Raw genomic sequence first — 25700 nt, 5'->3', positions numbered from 1 at the left:
AAACAATATAAAATCGTTGAACTTGTAATATAAACGTTTCGATAGTCATTATATAACAGGATGAAATCGTATTCAAGTGGTTAATTTTATTTTTTCGAAACGTTTTCATTATTATATAAGATGGGTTGACTCCTCATTTAAAGGTGTTTATAATGGTCTTTGTCGATCATAGAAACGTTTCGACAATCTATAATGTTCCTAAAAAACGTTTATAGCTTTACAAGATGGAGGGAATCATATGCCAGAACAACAGTTACGTACATTAATCAATCAAATGTCTATAGAAGAAAAAATTAGTCAGCTCCTTCAGTTGGCCGGACCGTTTTTTGAAGGCGCCGAAAGCCAAGGTGAAATTACAGGGCCTATGGAGGCTCTTGGAATAACAGATCATTCAATTCGAAATACAGGTTCCGTATTAGGGTTAACCGGAGCTAAGGAAGTCATACAAGTACAAGAAGCACATTTGAAAAATAATCGCCTAGGTATTCCATTATTAATGATGGCGGATATTGTTCATGGATATAAAACGATCTTCCCAGTCCCACTTGCTATCGGTTGCTCATGGGATATGGACATGGCTGAGAACACTGCTGCAATTGCCGCTGCAGAAGCTTCAGCCGCTGGTGTACACGTAACGTTCGCACCGATGGTTGACCTCGTACGTGATCCACGTTGGGGAAGAGTTATGGAATCTACCGGAGAAGATCCTTTCCTTAATAGTGAATTTGCACGAGCTTTCGTAAGAGGCTTCCAAGGAACTGATTTAACACAAGATCATACTCGTGTAGCCGCATGTGTGAAACATTTCGCCGCTTACGGTGCATCAGAAGGTGGTCGTGACTACAATACGGTGGATATGTCCGAACGCCAATTGCGCGAATCCTATCTCCCGGCTTACCGCGCAGCATTAGATGAAGGTTGCGAGATGGTGATGACAGCATTTAATACGGTCGATGGCATACCAGCTACTGGAAACCGTCGTCTAATGAGAGACTTACTTCGCGATGAATGGGGCTTTGATGGTGTCTTGATTTCTGATTGGGGCGCAGTGAAAGAGATGATTCCTCACGGGATTGCTGCGGATGAAGCTGAAGCTGCATATAAAGCTATTCAAGCTGGTGTTGATATTGAAATGATGACACCTGCCTATGAACATCATCTAAAAGGACTCATTGAGAACGGTCAAGTGAATGAATCCCTCGTTGATGAAGCCGTCATGCGTATTTTGAAATTGAAACACAAACTAGGCTTGTTCGATAACCCACATCGTGGTGCGAGTATCGAACTTGAAGAAGAGCTTATATTATCAGAAACTCATCGTGAAGCTGCGCGTGATGCAGCTGCTAAATCTTGTGTGTTATTGAAGAATGACAATGTTCTACCTTTAAAGGAAGAGCAAAAGATAGCCTTGATAGGTCCATTCGCTCAAAGCGGGGATATCCTCGGTCCATGGTCATGGCTGGGATCGAAAGAAGAAGCTATCCAGTTATATACCGGTATGGTCAATCTAGTAGGTTCTACGAATATCACTACCGCACAAGGTTGCGATATTGAGACAGGGACTGAAGCTCAATTGGCAGAAGCATTATTAGCAGCACAGCATGCCGATGTCATTGTGCTCGCATTAGGTGAGCATTCCGACATGAGCGGCGAAGCTGGTAGCCTTGCAGATATTCGTCTGCCGCAAATTCAACTTGACTTAATCGCTACATTACAATCGTTGAACAAGCCTATGGTTACGATTCTCTTTAACGGTCGCCCACTCGATTTACACGGGGTCTACGACCAAGTGGATGCCGTACTTGAAGCTTGGTATCCAGGAACTGAAGGCGGAGCAGCTATTGCTGATTTATTATATGGCAGAAGAAATCCATCGGCTCGATTAACCATGTCATTCCCATATTCAGTAGGTCAAGTACCTGTCTATTACAATCATTTCAATACAGGTCGTCCACAGGGTGCACCAGATGCACAAGTCCGTTATGTATCGCAGTACTTGGACATCCCAAATGAACCGCTATTACCTTTCGGTTATGGTCTTAGCTATACAAGCTTTGAATATAGCGAAGCTTCTGTGTCCTCTACAACGATGACGATGGAACAACCTTTGACTATCAAAGTGCGTGTCACCAACACAGGAGAATGTACAGGTGAAGAGCTTGTACAATTATATATCCGTGACATAGCTGGAGAAGTGGTTCGTCCAGTCAAAGAATTGAAGGCTTTCCGCAAAATCATATTAGAACCAAAAGAGAGTCAAGAACTTACCTTTACCTTAACGGAAGAACAGCTTCGCTATCATCATTCAAACTTAGAATACAAGAGCGACTCAGGCGACTTCTATGCCTATATCGGCAGTAATAGTAAAGACGTTACGGAACTGAAATTTACATTAATTAAGTAAGAAAGCGAGTGAGGACAATGACAGCTAGGAATACTTCGAATTTCCAGATAACATCAAATAACTTAGCCTTTACATTTATGAATAGCGGAGATATCCGTGAAATACTTATGAATAAGACGATGATTAATCAATGGATCGCCAATCCTTTAGATGGATCACTAAACAATTTATACCTTCGTATACACAACGAATCAGGCATGAATATCACACCACTACTTGGTATTCAATCAACTAGTGAGGTAAGCTATACTGACTCTCAAGTGATCTATAACGGCATATTTGAATCCCTTCGTTATCGTGTAACATTCACGTTAACACCGATGAACATTTGGTTCTGGGATGTTCAAGTTGAAGGACAAGGCGAAGTTGTTGATATCATTTACGGACAAGATATGGGTCTAGCAGATCAAGCAGCTGTACGCTCGAACGAAGCCTATCTCTCTCAGTATATTGACCATGCCATGTTTGAAGATGCTGATAAAGGTTACGTCGTATGCTCACGTCAGAACATGCCACAAGGCGGCGCGTTCCCTTATATCCAACAAGGTTCATTAACGAAGTCCGTAGGCTTCTCAACAGACGGCTTCCAATTCTTTGGACTATCTTATAAATCTACGAACCAAGCTGCTGCTCTTCAGCAGACACAATTAAATAATGAAGTCTATCAATATGAATTTGCTTATACTGCTTTGCAATCAGAACAGGTAACACTCGATGGGACTGCAAATTTTGTATTCTACGGGCTATTCAGACCAGATCATCCGAACGCCATTACATCCCTTGAATTCAATCAAGAAATTGCAGAAGCATGGGCTTACGTATCTGAACTACAAATAGCTGAAACCATCTCCATTAGTAAAGTAAGCATTGGATCGCATATCGCTTCACCACTAGCAACGGAATCGATGACATTAGAAGAAGTGAAAACACTCTTCCCTAATCGTCACCAAGAAGAGTGGAACGGCGAAGAACTATTGTCCTTCTTTACGGATACGCACGAACATATTGTATTGAAAGCAAAAGAATTACTCGTAGAACGCCCTCATGGTCACATTCTAATGACTGGGGATAACGCGCGTTTAAATAGTAAAATCTTAACAACAACATCTTACATGTATGGTATATTCAACTCACAATTGGTTGTTGGAAATACGTCTTGCAATAAAATGATAACGAATGCTCGTAACGCACTGAACGTGATGAAAACATCTGGTCAACGCATTTACATCGAAATCGAAGGTACCTATCACCTACTCACTATGCCTTCCATGTTCGAAATGGGCTTCAACTATGCTCGCTGGCACTACAAAATGGCTGACGATATGATCGTTATTACGAATCATACAACGGTAAACACACCGGAATTGCACTTACAAGTTCGTTCTGCAAGTGGCAAAGCTTATCGTTATCTCGTAACAAATCAAGTCGTAATGAACAACAATGAGTACGTTACACCTTATCACATGGAACAGTCTGATTCCGTACTTACATTCCGTGCAGATTCAGCTTCCGATAGTGCCAATACACTTCCGGAGCTCTGCTATCGCATGAAGTTTACAGGTGCTGATATGACGGTCCAAGACGAGACCTCGATGGCTTCACATGTAGATGCCGGATCAACTTCACTTGTAGTCCTTGAACTATCTACGACAAGCGAGTGGCATATGACTGCTCAAGGATTAATTGATGGTGAATTTATTCCTTTCGGAACTTCCGATGCAACTACCGAGATCGCTCAGTATCGTGCGTTCTTTGAGCAAGTGATGAACGGATTTAACCTGAATCATCCCGAAGGCCTTACCGACGATATTCAAAAAGTAAACGCACTAGCATGGTGGTACACACACAATATGCTAGTACACTATTCCGTTCCACACGGTTTAGAGCAATATGGTGGTGCAGCATGGGGTACGCGTGATGTATGCCAAGGTCCTATAGAATATTTCATGGCGACTCAAAAATATGATGAAGTACGTGACATTATTAAGATGGTGTTCACGCATCAATATGAAGATGAAGGCAACTGGCCGCAATGGTTCATGTTCGATCAATACTATCGAATTCAACAAGAAGAAAGCCATGGCGATATTATTGTGTGGCCACTCAAAATATTAGGTGACTACCTGAACTTCACGAAGGATTACAGCATTCTCCAAGAAGAAGTGCCTTATTCCATCCGTCACACAGGCGAATTAACAGAGAAGAAAGTAAGCATTTATGATCATGCTAAGAAAGAAATCGATTATATTAAAGGCCATTTCTTACATGATACGCACTTATCTTCTTATGGCGATGGTGACTGGGACGATACGCTTCAGCCTGCGAATGCACAATTGAAACAATATATGGTCAGCAGTTGGACCGTTGCACTCACATATCAAGTGTTTAACCAACTATCTTCTGCGCTATCCCATCATGATGAAGCGATGTCTGCTGAATTAAGCAATCTTGCTACAGGTATTAAAGCTGACTTTAATCGCTATATGTTGCAAACCGATGTCATTCCAGGCTTTGTATATATGGAAGAACCAGGTCAAGCGGAATTGATGCTACATCCTACGGATACGAAGACTGGCATTCAATACCGCCTGCTTCCGATGACTCGCAGTATGATCGGTGAATTACTAACTGAAGAACAAGCAGCCGCTCACTATGAGCTTATTAAGAAAGAACTTTATTGTCCGGATGGCGTTCGCCTGATGAACCGTCCAGCTCAATATGTTGGTGGTGTAAGCTCGAACTTCAAGCGTGCTGAACAAGCAGCGAACTTTGGTCGTGAAGTCGGTCTACAATACGTTCATGCTCACATCCGCTTCGTTGAAGCTATGGCCAAGCTCGGTAAAGCCGATGAAACTTGGAAAGGCCTTGCCATGATTAACCCTATTGGCATCCAAAACGTCGTACCGAATGCTGAAATACGTCAGAGTAACGCTTACTTTAGTAGCTCCGATGGGAAGTTCAATAACCGCTATGAAGCACAGGAACGGTTCAACGAATTACGTACGGGTGATGTCGCTGTCAAAGGTGGTTGGAGAATCTACTCTAGCGGACCTGGGATCTACATGAACCAATTGATCTCTAACTGCTTAGGTATTCGTCATGAAGGTGGCGATCTTATTCTAGATCCTGTCCTACCAACAACATGTGATGGTATGCAATTTGACTTCACACTCAACGGATATAAGGTACGCTTCGTCTACCATATTACTGGTCAAGCAATCAGCCGTGTCACTGTAAATGAACAAGATGTTGCTACAACGCAAACAGCCAACCGTTATCGTGAAGGTGGTATTCGAATCAGCGAGCAACAACTAGGTGATTTGATGAACGAAACGATGAATGAAATCAACATTTATATGTAAAATTTATGTGGCGATCTTTCGGGATCGCCATAAACTTTGATATAGTATTAGAATAAAGAAGTATCATAATGACGGAGAGAATGTTAGGAGCGAATGTCGTGATCAGTATTAAAGATATCGCTAAAAAAGCCGGGGTCTCAATCTCGACCGTTTCTTATGCGCTAAACAGGAGTTCCAAAGTCACCGAGGAAACCGCATCAAGAATATTAGCTATAGCAAAAGAATTAAATTACGTACCTAATGCAGCTGCTCGAAATTTAAAAAGACGTGAGACTAAAATTATCGGTGCGTTCTTAACAGATTACAACGGTGTATTTTATGGTGATTTATTACAAGGCATGAAAGAAGTTCTAAACAAAAATGGCTACGATTTAATCGTCTGTAGCGGCAAACAGTCGCATCGTCTTTTGCCGGAGAAAATGATCGACGGAGCTATCGTTCTAGATGCATTATTCTCTAGTGAGGAATTACTACTCCATGCGGATCGTGGTCATAAATTAGTTGTGCTCGACAGAGAATTAATACACCCCAATATCAACCAAGTATTACTCGACAATAAAGCCGGGGCAGGACTTGCTGTTGAATACTTAATTGAACAAGGCCATCGTAAAATTTATATTGTTACAGGACCTCCTGACTCTTTCGATTCGAATCAACGACTACAAGCCGTGAAGCAAACGATCGATAGAAATCAACCTATTGAATGTATTTCCATTCAAGGGAAATTCGATAAATTATCTGGCGAACAAGCGGCGCATCAAATCATGCAAGATTATACCGAACCCGTTGCAGTCTTCTGTCTTAATGATGAAATGTCCATCGGTATGTATAATGCCGTTCAGAAAAGTGACTTCCGAATCGGTGAGCATATCCACCTGATCGGATTTGATAACATGGAGCTAACGCAATATACACAACCTCGATTAGCCACCATCGATTATTCAAAGCACAAATGGGGTTCCATCGCTTCAGAGCAATTATTAAAACTTATCGCTTGTGAAGAAGTAGATCAGGAACGAATTTATGTCACTTTAATTCAGGGTGATTCTGTACATCCAGTATAATTCTATCCTACAGACAAAGACGAATCCTATCTAATAAGGTAGGATTCGTCTTTGTATTTGCATATGTTATGCGCTTATTAAATTGATGAGAAGTGTACAAAAGAGCACGCTGATTTACAATGCTTAGACCTAATAGTTTATAAAGATCCATTTTGTCAGTATGGCGAGGAAAATTTTATGCTTGGCTTTCGTAAAAACCCGTCACAGATATTTATCAGTGACGGGTTTGGGTGCTAAGTTATTAGTACGGCAATGGAAATTTAGTGACTCAGCTAATGCTTCTGTTACTGCTGGTGCATTACATTACCTATGGCGCCGGAGCTGGTGTCGGTGCTGCATTTTCCTCTTCCAAATAATATCGAATTTGTTTATTATCAATCGTTGTATTTTTAAATTCTAGTCCGCTTTCTACTTCTCCTTGGTCTATTACTAACCAAATTGTTGGTTGTTCAGTTGCTTCAGAATCGTTAACTAAAGTTCCAGTAACCGTTAATACTGAGTTTGATAGTCCTTCTGCAGAACCTTTTGATACTTCAATCCCACCAAATTCGTTATCACTAACGGTGGTTTGTCCTTCTAATGTTACTGCAGATGCGTTTACTAGAATACCTCCATCTGCACCTCTTGCCGTTACATCTTTAAGTGTTACTTCTGTTGCTTTATAAACCTGGATTCCGTATACACCCTGCCATCCTGTTACCCCTGCCATTACAACGGACAGACTATTTACCTTTGTTCCGTTAGCAAGAACAAGAATTCCTTGTCTTTGTCCGTTTGTCAGTTCGTTAAGTGCATTTGTGAAGGTTAATGTCTTACCTCCACCGTTAATTGTTACTGCATGGTTTACTACTAATGCTTCAGCGATAGCTGAAATATCTTCTGTTACATTTATTGTTTTAATTGCTTCTGTTGCTAATGCTGTTTTCAATTCTTCTACGGTAGCTACATTTGCTACTGTTACTACTGGTGCTTTTGCATTGTCCGCCACCAAATAGTATTGAGTTTGATCAGCTTTGATCGTTGTATTTGTTGTTGCTGGTCCACCTGTTACTGTTCCTTGATCATTCACTAACCAAATCGTTGGTTGTTTATATACTTCAGAACTGTTAACTAAGGTTCCAGTAACTGTTAATACTGAGTTTGATAATACATCTGCTGTTGCATTCGATACTTCAATCCCACCAAATTCGTTATCACTAACGGTGGTTTGTCCTTCTAATGTTACTGCAGATGCGTTTACTAGAATACCTCCATCTGCACCTCTTGCCGTTACATCTTTAAGTGTTACTTCTGTTGCTTTATAAACCTGGATTCCGTATACACCCTGCCATCCTGTTACCCCTGCCATTACAACGGACAGGTTATTTATCTTTGTTCCGTTAGCAAGAACTAGTATTCCTTGTCTTTGTCCATTTGCTAGTGTGTTAAGTGCATCTGTGAAGGTAAGTGTCGTATTTTCTCCACCGTTAATTGTTACTTCATGGTTTACTACTAATGTTTCAGTGATTGCTGGAATACTAGTAGTGATGTTGATTGTTTTAATTACTTCTGATTCTAATGCTGTTTTCAATTGTTCTAAGTTAGCTACGTTTGCTTCTGTTACTACTGGTGCTTCCACCTTCACTAAAGCTTTTTGTGCCGCTTGGATTGCTGCTATGGCTGCATTTACTTGTCTTTGAGTATTTGCTGCTGTAACTACATTAGCCAATACTACCGTTTGATAGATTGTCCAGCTTTCTTGCGTATAATCAGCTTTTACAACCGCTGCTAAAGTCGCATTGTATGCTGTTAGGTCTGCTACTTCCGGAGTTGTACCTCCACCAGAACCGCCACCATTAGAACTTCCACCGCCAGATGTTGGAGGAGTCGTTGTTGCTACGTTACTCGCTGTTCCACCTACCGTTGTACCTCCGCTAATTTGGACACCACCGACACCTGTAATACCTGTTACGCCAGGACTAACTACGATTTGCGTCTTTGGAGTTTCAATTTTGGAATCTGTTGCACCGCCCTGTACTTCCACTCTCGTTACTGTACCTGTACCTGTTATCTCAGTATTTGCTGCAGCTGTTACAATAGTAGCTACCGCACCCGCAACCTCTACTTTTGTTTTACTTGCTGCTGCATTAATATCTACAGAATTCACTTTTGATTTAGCATCGATAATGACCTTCGAGTTCTGAGCAGAAATATTAATATCTTTGATATTTGCGCCAATGGTACTAACCACAATATCTTCTGCATGAATCTCAACTTTGCCAACGGTACCTTCAATATGAACGTCGTCGGACCCATCATCTATATACACGATTCCAACGTTGGCATCGCCTTTAACCTTAACGCTAACTGCGCCGTCTATTCTTGCAACGATCACATTGGACACATTGGATGTTCCTGTGATAATAATGGAATTCACCCCACCACCACGAACGACCATTCGACCGGTAACCTTCACATTGTCTAATGTAACCTCACCATTACCTACACCGTCACCAATAATGAGATCACCACTCACTGTTACGTTCTTCAAAGTAACATTCGGTGTATTCACCATGATATTACCTTCAGCAACTGTGGTATATTCGCCTGCTGTTCTAATATATTGTTTTAGAATATTATCTAAGGTTTGAGCAAACTCTGCTCTCGTAATCAATCCCTTAGGATTCAACTTTCCATTGGACCCCTGAATATATCCACCATTTACAATCGCATAAATATCACCTTTTGCCCAATCGGATATTTCATTCACATCTGCAAAATTCTTATTGATCGTAGTTGCAGGTTGTAACTTCAATGCTCTTGCGATAACAGCAAACACTTCTTGACGAGTGATCGCCTTGTTGGGATTCATCTTTCCGTCTGAACCTTGGATGACATTCATCTGACTAGCAATTGCCAAACTGTCTGCATACCAATCTGTAGATTTGATGTCTGCAAACTTCAAATCATTTTTCGCAGTAGCTCCAAAAGCACGTGCGATGACAGTTGCCATTTGGGCTCTGGTCAAATTATCATTAGGTGAAATCTTTCCATCTGCTCCGCTCAGCAACCCATTCGTTACAGCATTGTTGAGTGCACCCGTCGACCAGTTGTTCGTCATATCCGAAAACACAGGTAGATTGATCTCTGGGCTACTTCCCTCAGCAGCGTAAGATATAGGTGGCATCATTCCAACTACCATTACTCCAGTCAACATTACAGATAATAATTTCCTTTTAATCTTCATCATTCAGTTCTCCTCTTATCATGTATTTTCAAGAAGGTTGTGACAAATTCTCTCCCCCTAGTAAACAGGGCTTGAAATAATCCATCATCTTATATAAAATCATCTGAATTCTAGCTAACATTCAGTGATTACAATCCTCTTACATTTATATAGGCGATTATACCCACACGACTTTTCTAAAAAAAATCCCCTCAAGAATGCTTAGTTCTTTAGTCTCTATTACATTTTCACCAATTAACGCCCTAAAATATCGACATGAAAAGGCGCACCTCCACCAACTCTCGATGTGTGTAATACCACTACTACACACCGCAGAGAACGAAAGAACTCCTAATGTAGAATATTAAACAAGTATATTTGCTAGTTTCTAGTGATTCTTAGTATATTCACAGGATTATATCCTGTAATCTAGTCTTACATTATGTATTTCTCAAAACTTCCTAGGTATCATATATTTGGGTATATTACCCAAAGGCAATGATGTTATATTATCATAGTCACAAATAAAACGCTACCAAAATACTACATTATTTTTAGGTCTTAGGACTCAGTTCGACTAACAACCCCTTCAAGCGCACTATTTCCCCAGAATTATTGATGGGATAGTAGAGTGTCTACTTAAAGGGGCTACAATTAATTTATATCAAGCACTAATCGCTTGCTTTCATAGAGTCAACCATTTCTATCTTCTTCAGCTTCCTATACAAAATCAACTGTACAATAAATGAGAATACCATCGTAATGACCGCAGATGCTATAAAACTTGAGATAGAAATACTTCTGCCAAACATTAAATCTGTTCTTTCTGATGTTCTTACCACAAATGCATGAAGAGCCATCCCGAGCAGCAGACCCACACCTGTTCCAAACATACTTAGTATGAAGATCTCACGGAATATATACCCTCCAACTTCTTTATTATGGAACCCGAGCACTTTTAATGTGGCAAGTTCTTTTCTACGTTCACTGATATTGATATTAGTAAGATTATAAATTACAACGATAGCAAGCCCACCAGCCGCCATGATAAGCGCAAAGACAACAAAGTTAATGCTAGATAGTAAATTGTCATACGACTTCTTGGTTTGTGATACAAATGCTGCACTCGAAACGGTGTCACTCGTTAATAACTTGGTAAGTGCCGCATCCTGCTGCGAATCGTCGGTTATAAAGGTGTTTAACATCAACGTATTGTAGGAAGGAGCTTTACCAAAAGCATTGTTATAATCCGCTTGATTAAGATATATATAACTACCTACATAGTTTTCAGCTATTCCTGAGAGAACGAACTTACCTGTTTCTCCATTAGCATTTTCAAGGGTGAACGTATCTCCCTTTTGTATGCCTAAAGCGGACGCAAGCATTTCTGTAACAATCACAGAGGACTTATCCGTAACAATCGATTTACCACTTCGTCTATCCCTCAGATTAACAAAATCCTTGAGAACACTTGGTTCCTTCGGAACATAAACAGTCGCCATAAATCTTTCGTTTTTCCGCGTTGCATATCCTGTTTGACTCGAGATTTCCGTGAAATTATCGACCTTCTTCGTATCCTTGATGAATTCATTCACGACCGAGTCCAAAGGATGATCCCCATTTAATTCGATAAGTAAGTCATATTGGAAGATCTCATTAAATTGTGTGTTTGCAATATCCCCTACGGAATCACGCAGACCGAAACCCGTAACGATCAGGGCCGTGCAGCCCCCAATGCCAATAACCGTCATAAAGAAGTGCTTCTTATACCGGATAAGATTTCGAGCCGTAGCCTTATACGTAAATTTCATACGCGACCAAATAAAAGGTATCCGTTCAAGAAAAATACGTTTTCCCGCCTTAGGTGAACGGGGAAGCATCAGACTTGATGGTTTCTCCTTGAGCGCATGATAGCAAGCCCAGATCGTCGCAACCATCGTACATACAATAGCCAGAAACGAAGAAATCAAGGCCAACCCCCAACTAAAGTTCGCAATAAACTCAGGTAAATGATATCCCGATGCATAAGCATTCCACAATATATTGGGTAACACTCGAAATCCTACAAGCAAACCAACGATACTCCCTAGCACCGTTGCAAGACCACAGTAGACCAAATATTTAAACATGATCGTACCTTTGCTATATCCTAATGCTTTTAATGTTCCGATTTGTGTACGTTCCTCTTCGACCATACGCGTCATCGTGGTCAGAGCTACAAGTGCAGCAACAAGAAAAAAGAATATTGGAAATACCGTTGCAATTGACGCTACCTTCTCCGCATTTATCGAAAAGCTAACATAACTAACATTAGCGTTACGATCAAGAACATACCATTTCTGTGTTTTTTGCGAACGAGATTTACCGAGTGCTTCAAGCTTTGTAACGATTCCATCCATTTGTGTATCATATTCTTCTTTAAAGGTGTTCAAATCAGACACACCCGAAGCCGTAATGAATACATCTGTGTATGCACCAAGCTTATAGTTGCTTTCATCCACATACATTATTGCGCCAATTCTTCCGTTACCAATTTTACTTGCTTCAGCCTCTTTGGATAAATATTGAGAATTACTTACAACACCCACTACGGTATACTCCGTGGTGTTATATATTTCACCGACATTCCCGTAATTCTCATTGTCCTCAGATACGCTCATTGTAGTCCCAAGCTCAATTTCAGACAGAAAGTTTCCTTTCTGTTCTACCAATGCTTCGTTGTTAGCCTGCGGCATTCTGCCTTTAATGAGCTTTAATTGATTAATAAATCCATCATCATTTTGATTCAACCTATTAAGTGGTAACCCATAAATTCGAGTCGGTAATACCTCATTATCATTTGTTTTCATTAACGAATCGGTCACATAGGCAGGCATAACCTTATTTATTTCGTCCATAGAGGAGATTGCCTCTATATCTGCATTCGTTAATCCCATGGTAGCTTTAATATTAATATCAGCCATATGGCTGTCATCATAATATTTATCAACCGAGGCTTGCATATCAGGCGTTGTTGCAAGCAGCCCCGCAAGAAACCCGACACCAAGAGCAACGATAGCGAAGATTGCCACAAACCGTCCAAAACTTTCTTTGATTTCGCGGGTTATCGTCTTAATATAGGTTTTTTTCACGCCTACCACTCAATCCTTTCAACGGGAACAGGATCAGGATTAATTATCATTTTGGATACCGCTCCGTTCTTAAAGTGAATGACACGGTCTGCCATTTGCGTAATTGCTAAGTTATGCGTAATAACAATAACTGTTTTGCCCGTTTGACGACAAGTGTCCTGCAACAGCTGTAAGATGTTCTTGCCTGTATTGTAATCGAGCGCACCTGTCGGTTCGTCGCACAACAGAATCTTGGGATTCTTCGCTAGTGCTCTCGCAATGGATACACGCTGCTGCTCACCACCCGAAAGTTGTGCTGGAAAATTCAACATACGCTCCGATAGCCCTACTTGCTCAAGCACCTTCTTCGCATCCTGAGGGTTTCGGCAAATTTCGGAGGCAAGTTCAACATTCTCTACTGCCGTTAAATTTTGAACCAGATTGTAGAACTGAAATACAAAACCGACATCATGTCTTCGATATTCTGTTAATTGCTTTTCATTTAGCCCACTTATTTCGCTACCGTCCAGTCGAATCGTACCACTGTCACATGAATCCATTCCGCCAAGCATATTCAGTACAGTCGTTTTCCCCGCACCACTTGGACCGACAATGACACAAAATTCTCCCTCTTCAATGGAGAAGCTAACATTATCCGTAGCGGCAATCTTTTGTTCACCAATATGATAAAATTTACTTACATTTTCAAATTCTACATAGTCTCTCACAGGCGATTCTCCCCTTTATTCATCGTTCCAATGGACAACTCTATCAATCGAATTAATTCCAATCCATTTGCTTCCCCCAAACCTTCCACAAGGATATCAAAGTATCTCTCGATATTTCCTTGTTTCTCCTTTACGAAGGACTTCCCTTCTGGTGTTATCATGACACTCATTCTCCGCCTATCATCCTCAGCCATTTTCATTGTGACATACCCCTTCTTCCTTAAAGTTGAAAGAGCAGCTGTAATTCTTGGCCTTGATACATTTAGATTATCGCTGAGAATGGATGGGTTAATTTCCAAATCGCTATTTTGACATAAAAAAAAGAGCAAGTGGAGTTCTCCCTGTAAGAATTCTGCAAGATGGCTGAAGGCTTTCATCTCATACAACCCAGCAAGAGATCCGATTAAACGATTTCTTAATTCAATTTCTTTCATAATGAACCTCCGATAATGATTCCAAATAGTGAATAGTAAATAGTATTTATTGTTAACACTGTTCACTATAATCTACGCACTAATTTTTTACAATATACCCAGATAAATAATCAAATTAGGTTCAATAAAAAAACTGTAGAATGATTGAAAAATCAATCATCACAAAACTGATCTCTCACTATTCTTAGGGTAAATCTCAAGGTATACTTGTTAAATGTTGGATCATATTTTTCCACAGGAGGATCACAGATGAAATTATGTTTTGAAGGAGATTTGACAACACTTACGCCTGGTATTCAGGCACTATCTCATGATCTTGGGTTCTTCGAAGCTGATGGCGGATTAACCGTTAAAGTCAAGCAGTCGACAAATGCTGAAGAATTGGTCGTTGGCTTAAATCAAAGCCATGCATACATACATTATGGACAGAAACATCAGTTTTTCCGCGGACTTGGTCTTCTCCTACAACATAGCTCTAGCGGTGAGCCCTTCGAGCTCCAAGAGAAACAACAGTTCGATACGATCGGGCCAATGTTCGATCTATCCCGTAACGCAGTATTAACAGTAGATAGCTTCAAATTCATGTTGAATAAGATGGCGTTAATGGGACTGAACACCGTCATGTTGTATATGGAGGACACCTATGCCATCGAAGGTGAACCTTATTTCGGCTATATGCGTGGTCGTTATACACATGCAGAACTGAAAGAGATTGACGATTACGCTGACCAATTCGGCATCGAAGCTTTCCCAAGCATTCAAACGCTCGCTCATCTTGAAGAATTCCTCAAGTGGCAGCCCGTATCGAACTATAAAGATACGAAGGGTGCACTCCTTGTTGGGAAAGACCTAACTGATCTATTAGTCGAGAAAATGATCGAAGCTTCCAGTGCCCCGTTCCGTAGCCGTAAAATCCATATTGGTATGGACGAAGCAGAGGAACTCGGTCGCGGAAAATATTTAGACTACAACGGCTATAGAAGCCGGTTCGATATCATGACAGAACATCTAGAGAAAGTACTCGACTGTGCTCGTGGTCGCGGCTTGAAACCCATGATGTGGAGCGATATGTTCCTTAAGCTTGCTTCAGAGAATAGCAGTGAGTATTACGATAAAGACACACAGATCCCTGAGGAAATGGCTCGTAAGATTCCTCAGGACGTAGATATGGTGTATTGGGATTATGTACATACGGAGAAAGAAGAATATGAGGATTTGATCGCGAAGCACCGGAAGCTCGGCAACAATCTAGTGTTCGCTGGCGCTGTATGGATATTCAATACATTTGGGGTCAATTACGGATTGTCTTTGAACGCCTCCGACACAGCGTTACAAGTATGTAAACAAGAGGGTATTCGCGAGGTGTATGCAACGATGTGGGGCGATGACGGAAATGAAAGTAATCCATTCATTGCACTGCTAGGTTTACAACTCTACGCAGAACATGCCTATTCGGAAGAGAAACCAGATCAGGATCATTTAGCAGCACGGGTCAAGTTCTGCACAGGAATTGATGCCGATACGTTCCAACAGCTGAAGAATTTAGACGAAACACCGGGCGCAGAGCCCAACAACCAGAAGCAGAGCAATCCTTCGAAGTTTCTATTGTACCAGGATGTGCTACTTGGACTCTTCGACAAACAGATCGAAGGATTGGACATGGCTGAGCATTATGTTCAGGTGGAGCAAGATATACGTAGTCGACGCAACAAGGACGCTGAACTGGATTATTTATTCGAAGTACCTGAGAAATTATGCGGTGTACTGAAGCGTAAGAGTGAGATTGGGATTGAGTTGAAACGGGCTTATGATACCAATGACAATGAGACATTACGACACATTGCTACAGAAGCACTTCCCGCGATCTCAGAAGCTGTGCGCGAACTGCGTATAGCTCATCGTAGTCAGTGGTTACGTATGTTCAAGCCTTTCGGGTGGGAAGTGATCGACATTCGTTACGGCGGAGTCGTTAACCGACTCGACACGGCAACGTATCGAATTCTCGATTATGTGGAGGGTAAAATCAATCGAATCGAAGAGCTTGAGCAAGAACGCCTGCTCTATAGCACAACGAACCGCTTCACGAACAAGGGAGCTGGTTGGTGCAGTTATTACTACAGAATGGCATCACCGAACGTATTCTTCCACATCATTAACCCATTTTAAATCATCGTTAGCAACTAACGTACTTATACTTAACGAATAAACGACGACCCCTCCCGATTACTATCGGCAAGGGGTCGTCGTTTGTTATCTATGCTTTATTTTATTAATCCCATTAATCAACAGCCCATCTTTCTTATGTCCCTTCTCAATAAAGAACATAGATACGGCCCCTAATCCTACATGAGTCCCTACCGCTACACCCATTTGCATGATGAATATTTCACCTTTAAATGCTGTCTCTTGCCTGATCTTCTCCATCAAATTATCAGCAATCGTTCTCTCCGAAGTGAAGCCTATAATAATGAAATCTGTAACATCCCAATCATTTCGCAGGTTAAATTCTTTCACATAATGGTTTAATACGCCTTTTAATCCTCTTTCCTTAGCTACGATAGCCCCTTTACCTTGTCTCATAGACATGATCGGTTTGATTTTTAGAATTCTCCCTATTATAGCGCTAGCATTATTAAGCCTACCACTCTTAATCAGATGATTTAGATCATCAACACAGAGAAAGTGTTTCACACTATTGTTATATGTTTCATTAAATTGTATTAACTCTTCAAAAGTAGATCCTTTCTCTCTCAACATAGCAGATTTCAACGTTAACCATCCGCTGCCATGACTCATAGATCTTGAATCTACAACGTGAATTTTAATAGAAGAGTCCGGATGATCATCATAAAATGTTTCTTTTGCTATCTCAGCCGATTGATAAGATCCACTTGTACCACTCGACATACAAATACATAGTATCTCTGTGCATCCATCTTCTATTGCTTCATGTATGATATTCAAATATTCTGTTGGGTTAGGCATCGATGTCGTTGGGGCTTCTTCTAAATTACCAAGGATTGCATAGAAATCATCAGGTTGTATATCTATCTTATCTCTACACTCTTGACCGTTGACCATTATCATTAAAGGTGCGATTCCGATGTTATATTTCTCAATCATTTCTTCTGTCAAATCACATGTAGAGTCAGCCATAATCTTAATCATCTTTGTCCCCCAAAGAAAAAGAAGTAGGGCATTATTTCGTGCCCTACTTCTCATATATTTTTGTATCTACAATCTAGTATTCTTAATTTTCTATAGACTAACTTAATACGTACCTAGCGTCAATGAAACTTGTCACTTAATGTCGAATTAAGAGATATCCCGTTCACCAACTATACACAAAAAAGAACTGCTAACCCTAAAGATCAGCAGTTCTCTAACAAGCAAAGACACAATAAGTACACACTTGTTGTTTAATTGAATGACATCCAGATCGTATCCCCAACAACCTCGAACTGCTGCTTGTACCAGAAATTCCGTGATGTCGTTATCGGATATACATACATTTTCTTATTAGGATATTTCACTTTAAGCCAATCCATAAAGAACGCCGCATAACCATTGCCTTCAAAATCTTTCAAAACATCCAATGCTTCTATAAATAGAATATCTGTTTTGTTTTTAATATCTATATAGAAATCTTTTTGTAGATATCTCTCTTCATCACTGAAATAATCTTGCTCCGCCTTATGAACTAACTGCTTCCCACTTTTATATTCCCAAATCGCGGCATACCCGACCATACTATTGTCATCTTCAATGATGTATAGTTCTTCAGGTAGTTCCGAGATATCCTTCTTACTCAATTCCCCGGAATGATAACCAGAGGTTAATTCAGCTAATATCGTTTGCATGTCTTGATCAAATGATTTTGTAGTAATCTTAGGCATTTTCGATCTCCTTTGTGCTATTTACCGCATATTTGAATCCATTGTTCTACCGTTATTTTTTTACTGAGTTCTCCAATTAATTCATAAGGAATTTGATTCATCTTCTTAAACCGAATACAACTTTTCCCCATATCGAGCTTCGTCTTCATATGATTAGGATACTCTTGTACGAACCAATTTAATAGCTCTTGATCCGCGTATACCCCCATATGATAAACAGCCACAAAGTTTTTTTGAGAAGCAATACTCATAAATGGTAAAGGTTCTTTAGGATTGCAATGGTAACCTGCGGGATACAGTGAATGAGGCACCACATAACTGATAAATCCATAACTCATGGTCTCTTCAAATCCTACAGGAAGACTCTCCAGTATGATCTTTCTTAATTCTGAAATGACTGCTTTTCGTTCCTCAGGTAATTGATTTATATAATCTTCTGGTGAATTAGCATCATACATCATAATCATCACTCCTTATGCTCTATTCATCGAACTTCAAGTCATCTTATTATTCTTGTCCATAATACGCTATAACAACATCACCTTTCAATAAAACGCACTTACGTTACACGTAAGTATATACATAAAGAAACCGCCACGCATACGCGGCGGACATGAAATATCAACATCCTCATACAATACTAATGACTCGGATCTGTATATCATTTCGTTTACTCAAATCAATAAATTCATCATCGACCTTAATGAGGGGTGTCTCGATATTATGAGGATTCAGTGATACGACCTCACCCATTCGACCATCTGTCAAAACAACATTCTCACCAACCATACGTTTCATGATGTTATCCAGAAACACAGAAACAATGGTAGGATCAAGTTCACCAAATATCCCTCTCCTCATTTGACTTACAATTTCATGGAATGGGATTGCATCGTGATATGGACGCTTAGATGACATCGCATGAAAAATATCAGCGACGGCCACAATTTTGCTAAAGTGATCTACTTGGTCTCCTTTAAGGCCTAAAGGATATCCTTTACCGTCATTTCGCTCATGATGCTGCAGCGCTACTAACGGAATTCGTTGGTTTAATCCTACTGTATCCTTCAGAATCTCGTAACCATAAATCGTATGTTTTTTGATCAACGCAAATTCTTCATCCGTTAATTTCCCAGGCTTATTTAATATTTCAATCGGTACTTTGACTTTTCCAACGTCGTGTAACGTAGCTGCAAGAGACAATATTGAAATGTCAGACTCCGATAAATGTAGCCATCTACCAATTAACGTAGATAATATTCCCACGCCGATGTTGTGCTGATATGTATACTCATCCGTTGCCTTCACGACTTCAAATAATTGAAAAATATTAGTGTTATTAGAAGATTCCTGTACAAACGGAAGAATGCCTTTCCTTATTTCCATTAATGGAATCTTCCCAGATGCTTCAATGGAATGGAATAAAGTCTTCGATATATTAACGACTTTTTTTAATGACTTATCAGTTATTTTTTTATTTTCTGATACGAATGAAATGGAGATAGGGTCAATGATATGATTTTTCAGAAACTTAATATGATCATCTTGAATTTTTGTTAACGCTGGTATCAAAGACACGCCATACATATTAGTAATATCATTTTTGATCGTTCTACCTAATAAGTTATCCATTGATTCCCTCCCACAAACCATGTTTACTGCCTTTACATTATTTATAGTGACGCCTTCATCAAGTGTCCATTACTGACTAGCTTTTTGATATCCTGGTTATTACGGCATCGTTTGTCTCTATACATATTCTTATCGGCAATTGTAATAAGATCATTTAATTCCACGCCCTCATCTGGATACATTGCATGTCCGATAGACGCAGATACATTCACTGAAATCCGAGTTGATAAATTATTGAATCCATTGTGGAGTGCAAGGTAGCGTTCATTCAGTCCTGATACTTCTGTCCATGGGAAAATACATACAAATTCATCGCCGCCCCACCTAACCATATAATCCAAATGCCCGCACTCCTTCTTAAGAGCATTTGCAATCATTTGTAGCACACGATCCCCGGTTGCATGTCCATAATGATCATTTATTACTTTGAAATTGTCTACATCAATTAGAAAAATGAGAAGCTTCTGCGCTTTTCGATCCGACCTACTTTTCAATTTCGGGAACATATCCACGATGAATCGACGGTTGTAGCTTCCTGTCAATAAATCCTTTTCCGAAAAGTATTTAACCTTATCGTATTGCTTGCCGAGCCTCCAACCTAGAAACAGGAAGAACGCTGAAACCAATAAAAACATGATATCCGTGTAATTATTGACTATATCGTTATAGACAATTAATCCGAGCGAACTTATGACAACAATAACCACGGATATGATGCGCCCTGTGTATTTCATATGTTAATACCACCCCCTATGTATTCACGTACTAATAATCCAACTCTAGCTGTTTTTGTAGTACATCTGACAAACACCGAGCTTATTCTAATATAGTTCTAATTTTATCAATATTTTCGACATAAAAATATCCCCCGTTTGGGGGATAACATTAATCCAATATGTTTAATTCCTTGGCTCGTTGTAATGCTTGTACGCGATTACTGACTCTTAGCTTCCTGTACACATTTTTAATATGCGACTTTACGGTTTCACCTTTAATGCTCAGGTCATAGGCGACTTCCTTGTTCGACAATCCATTGCCTAGCAACCGTATGATCTTCGCTTCCTGTTCTGTTAATATTTCTTTAAGCGATATATCATCTTCCGGTGTGATATTCATAACTTGAAGTAGATATTTCACATATGTTAAGGATACCAAGAGGGGATTTCTTAATCGACTATTCGTTTGTTGAACCTTCAAATAATTAGATAACAACTCCCCCATTATAGGGCCTTCATCCAGAAAACTTCGGATGTAACCTTCAGGTTCCGCCAAGTGTAACGCACTTTCTAATGGAACGAGCGCTTTCTCTGTTTGATTTGCTCGCTGAAGCGTCATACTTTGCAGAATAAGTACCTTAATCCGATCCCGAAGACGATCTTCCTTCCTCAATAAAAGATTTAATCTTCCCAATAGATCTAGTGCTTCTTCCGATCTTCCGCACTCTCCAAGCACTCTAGCCAAGGCTAAATGCTCGGCCACACGACCCATTGAAACCTCATCGGTATGCGCCAGCTTGTATTTCTCCATCCAATCTAAAGCATATTCCGACGAGCCTTGTTGCAGGGATAGAATAGCTTCTTCCGCTTCGATTTTTACCACAAATAATTCATAATCAGGGGAGTCAATCTGCAACTTCACCTTTCTAAGTATGGCTATTGCGCCATCAAGATCCCCTTGGGCTTGCTTGATCCGTGAAGCACTAATCGTATTATGTATGACTATCCGTGCAAAGGGTTCTATATCCTTACGTCTCAGCGCTTGATTGACATAGAATTCTGCCTCTTCTAGCCGATTCCACTCATACAACAACTTACTATAAGAAGCATATATGTAACCGATAAAAGGATAGACCTTCTTTTTCTTCCACAGTCTAATCCACTTCACGAGGAATGCATCTGCCGCATGCAAATCGTTGATAAATGCCAAATGATCATCAAATGAATCATAACCTTGAAATCTATTACGTCCCATCGTTTGAAAGAAACTACCTTCAGGCATATATCGTTCTACCAACTCAAAATATTCCGAAGTTCGCACCAAATCTTTCTGAAGATACGAGGTGACCGCACAGAAAAAGTAAATGTTACCCATAACCTGATGCCATTCCATCTTGGGCAATGTATCCTGTAACGCATGGAACCACAGCTCCGCTTGTTTCACTCTTCTAAATGCGGATTCCCATTCCCCCACCCCTAGTAATATAGAGATATAGAACATTTCGATCATCGGCTTCTCAGCAAAGGAATTTTCCGGCAATACAGATACCCATCGATTCAGCGTTACACTCTTCGATTGCATCAATGTTTGAAGATTCTTCTCAATTAATCGAACAACATCTGCATACTGCTTTCCCTCTAAAAAATGCTCAACGGCTTCTTCATCAAATCCCGCATTCTCCAACCAGTATGCTGCACGGATATGTGCTTGCTCCCATTGACCTGGATCTGACTCCGATAATAACCGACGCAAGAATTCTGAGAACAAATGGTGATACCTATACCAATTCCTATTATCATCTAGAGGAATAATAAACAAATTAAGTTGTTCTAATCTTTCCAGTTGTTCCTGAGCATTCATCTGACCCATCACGGCCTGACATAATGAAGAGTTCATTCGATTTAATATGGATGTATTCAATAAGAATTCTCGGAGGGTCTCGGATTGATGACGCAGCACTTCTTCTAATAAATAATCGGAGATATGATGATGTTGACCACTAAATCGATCGATGGATTCAGCTATATTATCACTACGCTTCAGAGAAATGGCTGCCAACTGCAACCCACTAACCCAACCCTCTGTCTGCTTGTAAAGCTCAGTAACTTGTTCATTCGTGAGCGATAAATCTGTTGTATCACGGAAAAAGTTAATCCCTTCATCCAATTGAAAACGTAAATCCTGTATGTTAATCCGATATAACTCACCTGTTGCCAGAAGTCTAGCAGTAGGGATCGCCAAATCGTTACGACTTGCTATGTACACGTGAATATGGGAAGGCAAATGGTCGATCAGATATATAAAAGAATGATGTATGACAGGTAGTTCTATCGAATGGAAATCATCGAGAATAATGATCAATTCATTTGATAACCCATTCAGTTCATTCAGTATCGCTGTAATCACAATCTCCCATTGTATCGAAGAGCCTTTTTCAAGGAGAGGGAATATCGTCTGACCATATCCCGGAACCCTCTCCTCAATGGATGTCGTTATATAACTCCAAAAACGTATCCAATCATTATCTTGATGATCTAACGAGACCCACGCCACGAGTTCACTGCATTGTTTCGCCCATTCACTTAATGCTGTTGTTTTCCCATATCCAGCATTTGCAGAAACAAGTGTCAACTTAGCTGATCTCCCCTCATCAAGCTTGTTCATCAGTCTAGGGCGAGACACTAATGAATTCCGTACATGAGGAATATATAGTTTTGTACTTACAATCATTAATAACTCCTCCGTATTCTTAAGTTCCAATAAAGCACTTCAATCCCCACTCAATACTCACAATAATTGTATCAATTTTCGACTAATTCTACCAATTTTCTTTCAAGATTCGAGTTACTCTCAATTACCTATTAGATTCATTAAGATCCACTATGCATTAATGTAATGTTTTCTTACATCAAAAGTAATGAATATGGTTATTTTAATCATTTTCAATAAAGTGAGTATTATATCGATTTTAGAACTATATGGCATTATTATAGTTAATTAAGCGTTTTATTAGTATATTCCATATTTGCTTTTCATTATATCTCATCGATATAATCTAGTTATCAGTCATCGACTATGTTATTTATAGTAACATGAAAGGTGATAATACATACTAAAAATAGGGGGTCACATCATGAAACTATCAACATCAACAGCTCTAAAAACTACTTTTGCAGCAAGTCTAGCTTTTACCGCTCTCTTCTCAACGATTACCGTGTTACCCAACTCACACGCTTATGCAGCAGAAGCCATTGTATCCGCTGAATCAGCTCCAAAGCTTCCCAAGGTACAAGTGATTGCAACGGGTGGAACCATCGCAGGTAAATCTGTTGATGAAACAAGCTTCCAGAATTACAGAGCTGGTACGTTATTGATGGAAGATATGGTAAAATCACTCCCAAATAAAGACCAAATCGCTGATGTGTCAAGTTTTCAATTTGGAAATGCGGGTTCCAGTTCCTATACGATGCAACAATTATCTAGTCTTTCTTTAAAAGTGGATCAAGCCCTTGAAACACAGGATGGCGTAGTCGTGACAACAGGTACAGATACGATGGAAGAAATCGCATATTTCCTCGACCTTACAGTACGCAGTGCCAAACCAGTTGTTGTAACAGGTTCCATGCGCCCTTGGACCGTTATCGGAAGTGACGCACAAGCGAATCTATACAATGCTATCAAGTTAGCTGCAAGTGGAAAAACGAAATATTACGGAACAGTCGTGATGCTTAATGATGAGATTCATGCTGCAAGAGATGTCACCAAAACCAATGCGACTCGAGTGGATACATTTGAAACGCCTATGACGGGTATGTTGGGATATATCGATGAGCAGAACATTCGTATGTATCGCGCTAATGCTAGAGCACTCATGAGTGCCGATAAATGGGCAACACCTTTCGATCTTAGAACGATCAAGAGTAGCAGTATGGCGAAGGTGGAAATAGCTTATTCTTATCAGGAGGCTGGAGCTGGAGCGATCAACGGATTTGTCGAGGACGGTGCTAAAGGTATTGTTACTGCGGGAACAGGAACTGGTGGTGTTTCCAAAGCCATTGGAGAAGCTCGTGCGAAAGCCATTAAAGAAAAAGGTGTTATCTTCGTTTCCACAACTCGCACAGGTTCAGGCAGTAACTACTCATCCGGTGATGGTATGATTGCGGGAGACAGCTTGAACGCTGCACATGCTCGTATACTGCTACAGTTAAGCCTATCATTTAGTAAAGATTTCAAAACGATCCAAGGATGGTTTGATACTTACGGATCTGGCCAAGTTAACATTCCAACGAAATAATCGAAATCTCATTGTTAAATCAAGATTATTACTTACTTACCAAGGTAGAACATCCCAATCAATTTAAAGCCTAAAAAGCTGCACCAACGAATCTCCGTTGGTGCAGCTTTTTAGTGTTATTACTTCAGTTTCGCTACACTCACAGCTACCTTCTCGATTTGTGCCTTGCTTAAGGAATGATCTTCTGATCTGATAGTCACGATCCGATCGTCAATCTTGAAGCCTAAGATTGACGTTTTATCAGGTGTATACCACTTGGCTTGAGTGCCATTTGATAGTTTAACAGGCTTGCTCTCATAACCATCAGAGTAATCTCTCGGTGAAATATTTACGGTCATATGATTAAATCTCAGGGTCACACCATCTTCTGAAGCACCCGTCTTTAAATAGGTATCTCCCTTAATCATCTGTTGTGGAGCATATGCGGTTTCGAAATGTTCGAAATTAGCAAACGCCTTCGTCATCTCTTTGATCTGCTCCTTGCTATACTTCACCTCTGTTACATTCACTTGCGACGTCGTATTTCCTCCGGATTGACTGGTTCCAATCAGCACCTGACCCGTCTTACTGTCATACTGAACCGGGACTTTCAACACATCCGCTAACGCTCGCACAGGTAGATAAGTTGTATTTTGATACGTGATTGGAGCTAGTTGTTTACCATTAATATCTGTTGGAGTATAAGTAGTCCCGTTTACTTTCAACCCAATACTATGGTTTAGATATGCCGTGATCTTCTGCATATTACTTCCTGCATAGACACCCGCAGCACCCGATACTGTCATTCCGATTACAACCAAAGACATAATAGACTTTCTGATTTTTTTCATAATATTTATCCCCGTTTCATTATT

Annotated in this window: 16 protein-coding genes; 5 read left to right on the top strand and 11 right to left on the bottom strand. The window is 40.2% G+C overall.

Annotation, left to right across the window (positions count from 1 at the left end):
* The first annotated feature begins 238 nt into the window (after nt 1–238).
* The 3 genes from BW961_RS15750 to BW961_RS15740 all read left to right on the top strand — a co-directional run bounded on the left by BW961_RS15750 (nt 239) and on the right by BW961_RS15740 (nt 6830).
* Nucleotides 239–2404 carry a glycoside hydrolase family 3 N-terminal domain-containing protein gene (locus BW961_RS15750; protein ID WP_068579416.1) on the top strand — a complete coding sequence of 722 codons (2166 nt, stop codon included), beginning with the start codon at nt 239–241 and terminating at the stop codon, nt 2402–2404.
* 17 nt (nt 2405–2421) lie between these two features.
* Nucleotides 2422–5766, top strand: coding sequence for a GH36-type glycosyl hydrolase domain-containing protein (locus BW961_RS15745; protein ID WP_068579413.1), 3345 nt, complete (start codon nt 2422–2424; stop codon nt 5764–5766).
* 98 nt (nt 5767–5864) lie between these two features.
* Complete coding sequence (locus tag BW961_RS15740; RefSeq protein WP_068579749.1) at nt 5865–6830, top strand: LacI family DNA-binding transcriptional regulator; 966 nt, start codon at nt 5865–5867, stop codon at nt 6828–6830.
* A 307-nt stretch (nt 6831–7137) separates the two neighbouring features.
* On the opposite strand, the gene BW961_RS15735 is transcribed toward BW961_RS15740, so the two are convergent.
* The 4 genes from BW961_RS15735 to BW961_RS15720 form a co-directional block, all read right to left on the bottom strand.
* Nucleotides 7138–10059, bottom strand: coding sequence for an S-layer homology domain-containing protein (locus tag BW961_RS15735; protein WP_068579410.1), 2922 nt, complete (start codon nt 10057–10059; stop codon nt 7138–7140).
* Between the two features lie 647 nt (nt 10060–10706).
* Nucleotides 10707–13166, bottom strand: coding sequence for an ABC transporter permease (locus BW961_RS15730; protein WP_211269741.1), 2460 nt, complete (start codon nt 13164–13166; stop codon nt 10707–10709).
* Between the two features lie 2 nt (nt 13167–13168).
* Nucleotides 13169–13873 (bottom strand): ABC transporter ATP-binding protein, encoded by a 705-nt coding sequence (locus tag BW961_RS15725; protein ID WP_068579405.1) that lies wholly within the window; start codon nt 13871–13873, stop codon nt 13169–13171.
* A complete protein-coding gene (locus tag BW961_RS15720; protein ID WP_068579402.1) occupies nt 13870–14307 on the bottom strand; it encodes a MarR family winged helix-turn-helix transcriptional regulator in 438 nt (145 codons plus the stop codon). Before BW961_RS15720 ends, BW961_RS15725 begins: the two co-directional genes overlap by 4 nt.
* A gap of 249 nt (nt 14308–14556) precedes the next feature.
* On the opposite strand from BW961_RS15720, the gene BW961_RS15715 reads away from it, so the two are divergent.
* Nucleotides 14557–16473, top strand: a complete 1917-nt coding sequence (locus BW961_RS15715) for a beta-N-acetylhexosaminidase (RefSeq protein ID WP_068579399.1) — start codon at nt 14557–14559, stop codon at nt 16471–16473.
* An 84-nt stretch (nt 16474–16557) separates the two neighbouring features.
* On the opposite strand, the gene BW961_RS15710 is transcribed toward BW961_RS15715, so the two are convergent.
* The 6 genes from BW961_RS15710 to BW961_RS15685 all read right to left on the bottom strand — a co-directional run bounded on the left by BW961_RS15710 (nt 16558) and on the right by BW961_RS15685 (nt 23282).
* Nucleotides 16558–17475: a DegV family protein gene (locus BW961_RS15710; protein WP_068579396.1), complete on the bottom strand. Its 918-nt coding sequence runs from the start codon at nt 17473–17475 to the stop codon at nt 16558–16560.
* A gap of 251 nt (nt 17476–17726) precedes the next feature.
* Nucleotides 17727–18203 carry a GCN5 family acetyltransferase gene (locus BW961_RS15705; RefSeq protein WP_068579393.1) on the bottom strand — a complete coding sequence of 159 codons (477 nt, stop codon included), beginning with the start codon at nt 18201–18203 and terminating at the stop codon, nt 17727–17729.
* Nucleotides 18204–18220: 17 nt separating this feature from the next.
* Nucleotides 18221–18664, bottom strand: coding sequence for a DUF1801 domain-containing protein (locus tag BW961_RS15700; protein ID WP_068579390.1), 444 nt, complete (start codon nt 18662–18664; stop codon nt 18221–18223).
* Nucleotides 18665–18833: 169 nt separating this feature from the next.
* Nucleotides 18834–19835, bottom strand: coding sequence for an HD-GYP domain-containing protein (locus BW961_RS15695; RefSeq protein WP_068579387.1), 1002 nt, complete (start codon nt 19833–19835; stop codon nt 18834–18836).
* A gap of 41 nt (nt 19836–19876) precedes the next feature.
* Nucleotides 19877–20569: a GGDEF domain-containing protein gene (locus tag BW961_RS15690; protein ID WP_068579384.1), complete on the bottom strand. Its 693-nt coding sequence runs from the start codon at nt 20567–20569 to the stop codon at nt 19877–19879.
* Between the two features lie 151 nt (nt 20570–20720).
* Nucleotides 20721–23282 carry a winged helix-turn-helix domain-containing protein gene (locus BW961_RS15685; RefSeq protein ID WP_068579380.1) on the bottom strand — a complete coding sequence of 854 codons (2562 nt, stop codon included), beginning with the start codon at nt 23280–23282 and terminating at the stop codon, nt 20721–20723.
* A gap of 403 nt (nt 23283–23685) precedes the next feature.
* Between BW961_RS15685 and BW961_RS15680 the strand changes: the two genes are divergently transcribed.
* Entirely contained in the window at nt 23686–24846 is a 1161-nt protein-coding gene (locus tag BW961_RS15680) for an asparaginase (RefSeq protein ID WP_068579377.1), read from the top strand.
* A 119-nt stretch (nt 24847–24965) separates the two neighbouring features.
* On the opposite strand, the gene BW961_RS15675 is transcribed toward BW961_RS15680, so the two are convergent.
* Nucleotides 24966–25676 carry a stalk domain-containing protein gene (locus tag BW961_RS15675; RefSeq protein WP_068579373.1) on the bottom strand — a complete coding sequence of 237 codons (711 nt, stop codon included), beginning with the start codon at nt 25674–25676 and terminating at the stop codon, nt 24966–24968.
* Between the last annotated feature and the right edge of the window lie 24 nt (nt 25677–25700).

The sequence above is a fragment of the Paenibacillus macquariensis genome, assembly GCF_900156375.1.
GTDB lineage: Bacteria > Bacillota > Bacilli > Paenibacillales > Paenibacillaceae > Paenibacillus_AQ > Paenibacillus_AQ macquariensis.
The sequence above is the reverse complement of the archived record's forward strand: the minus strand, read 5'-3'. Positions and strand labels throughout refer to the sequence as shown.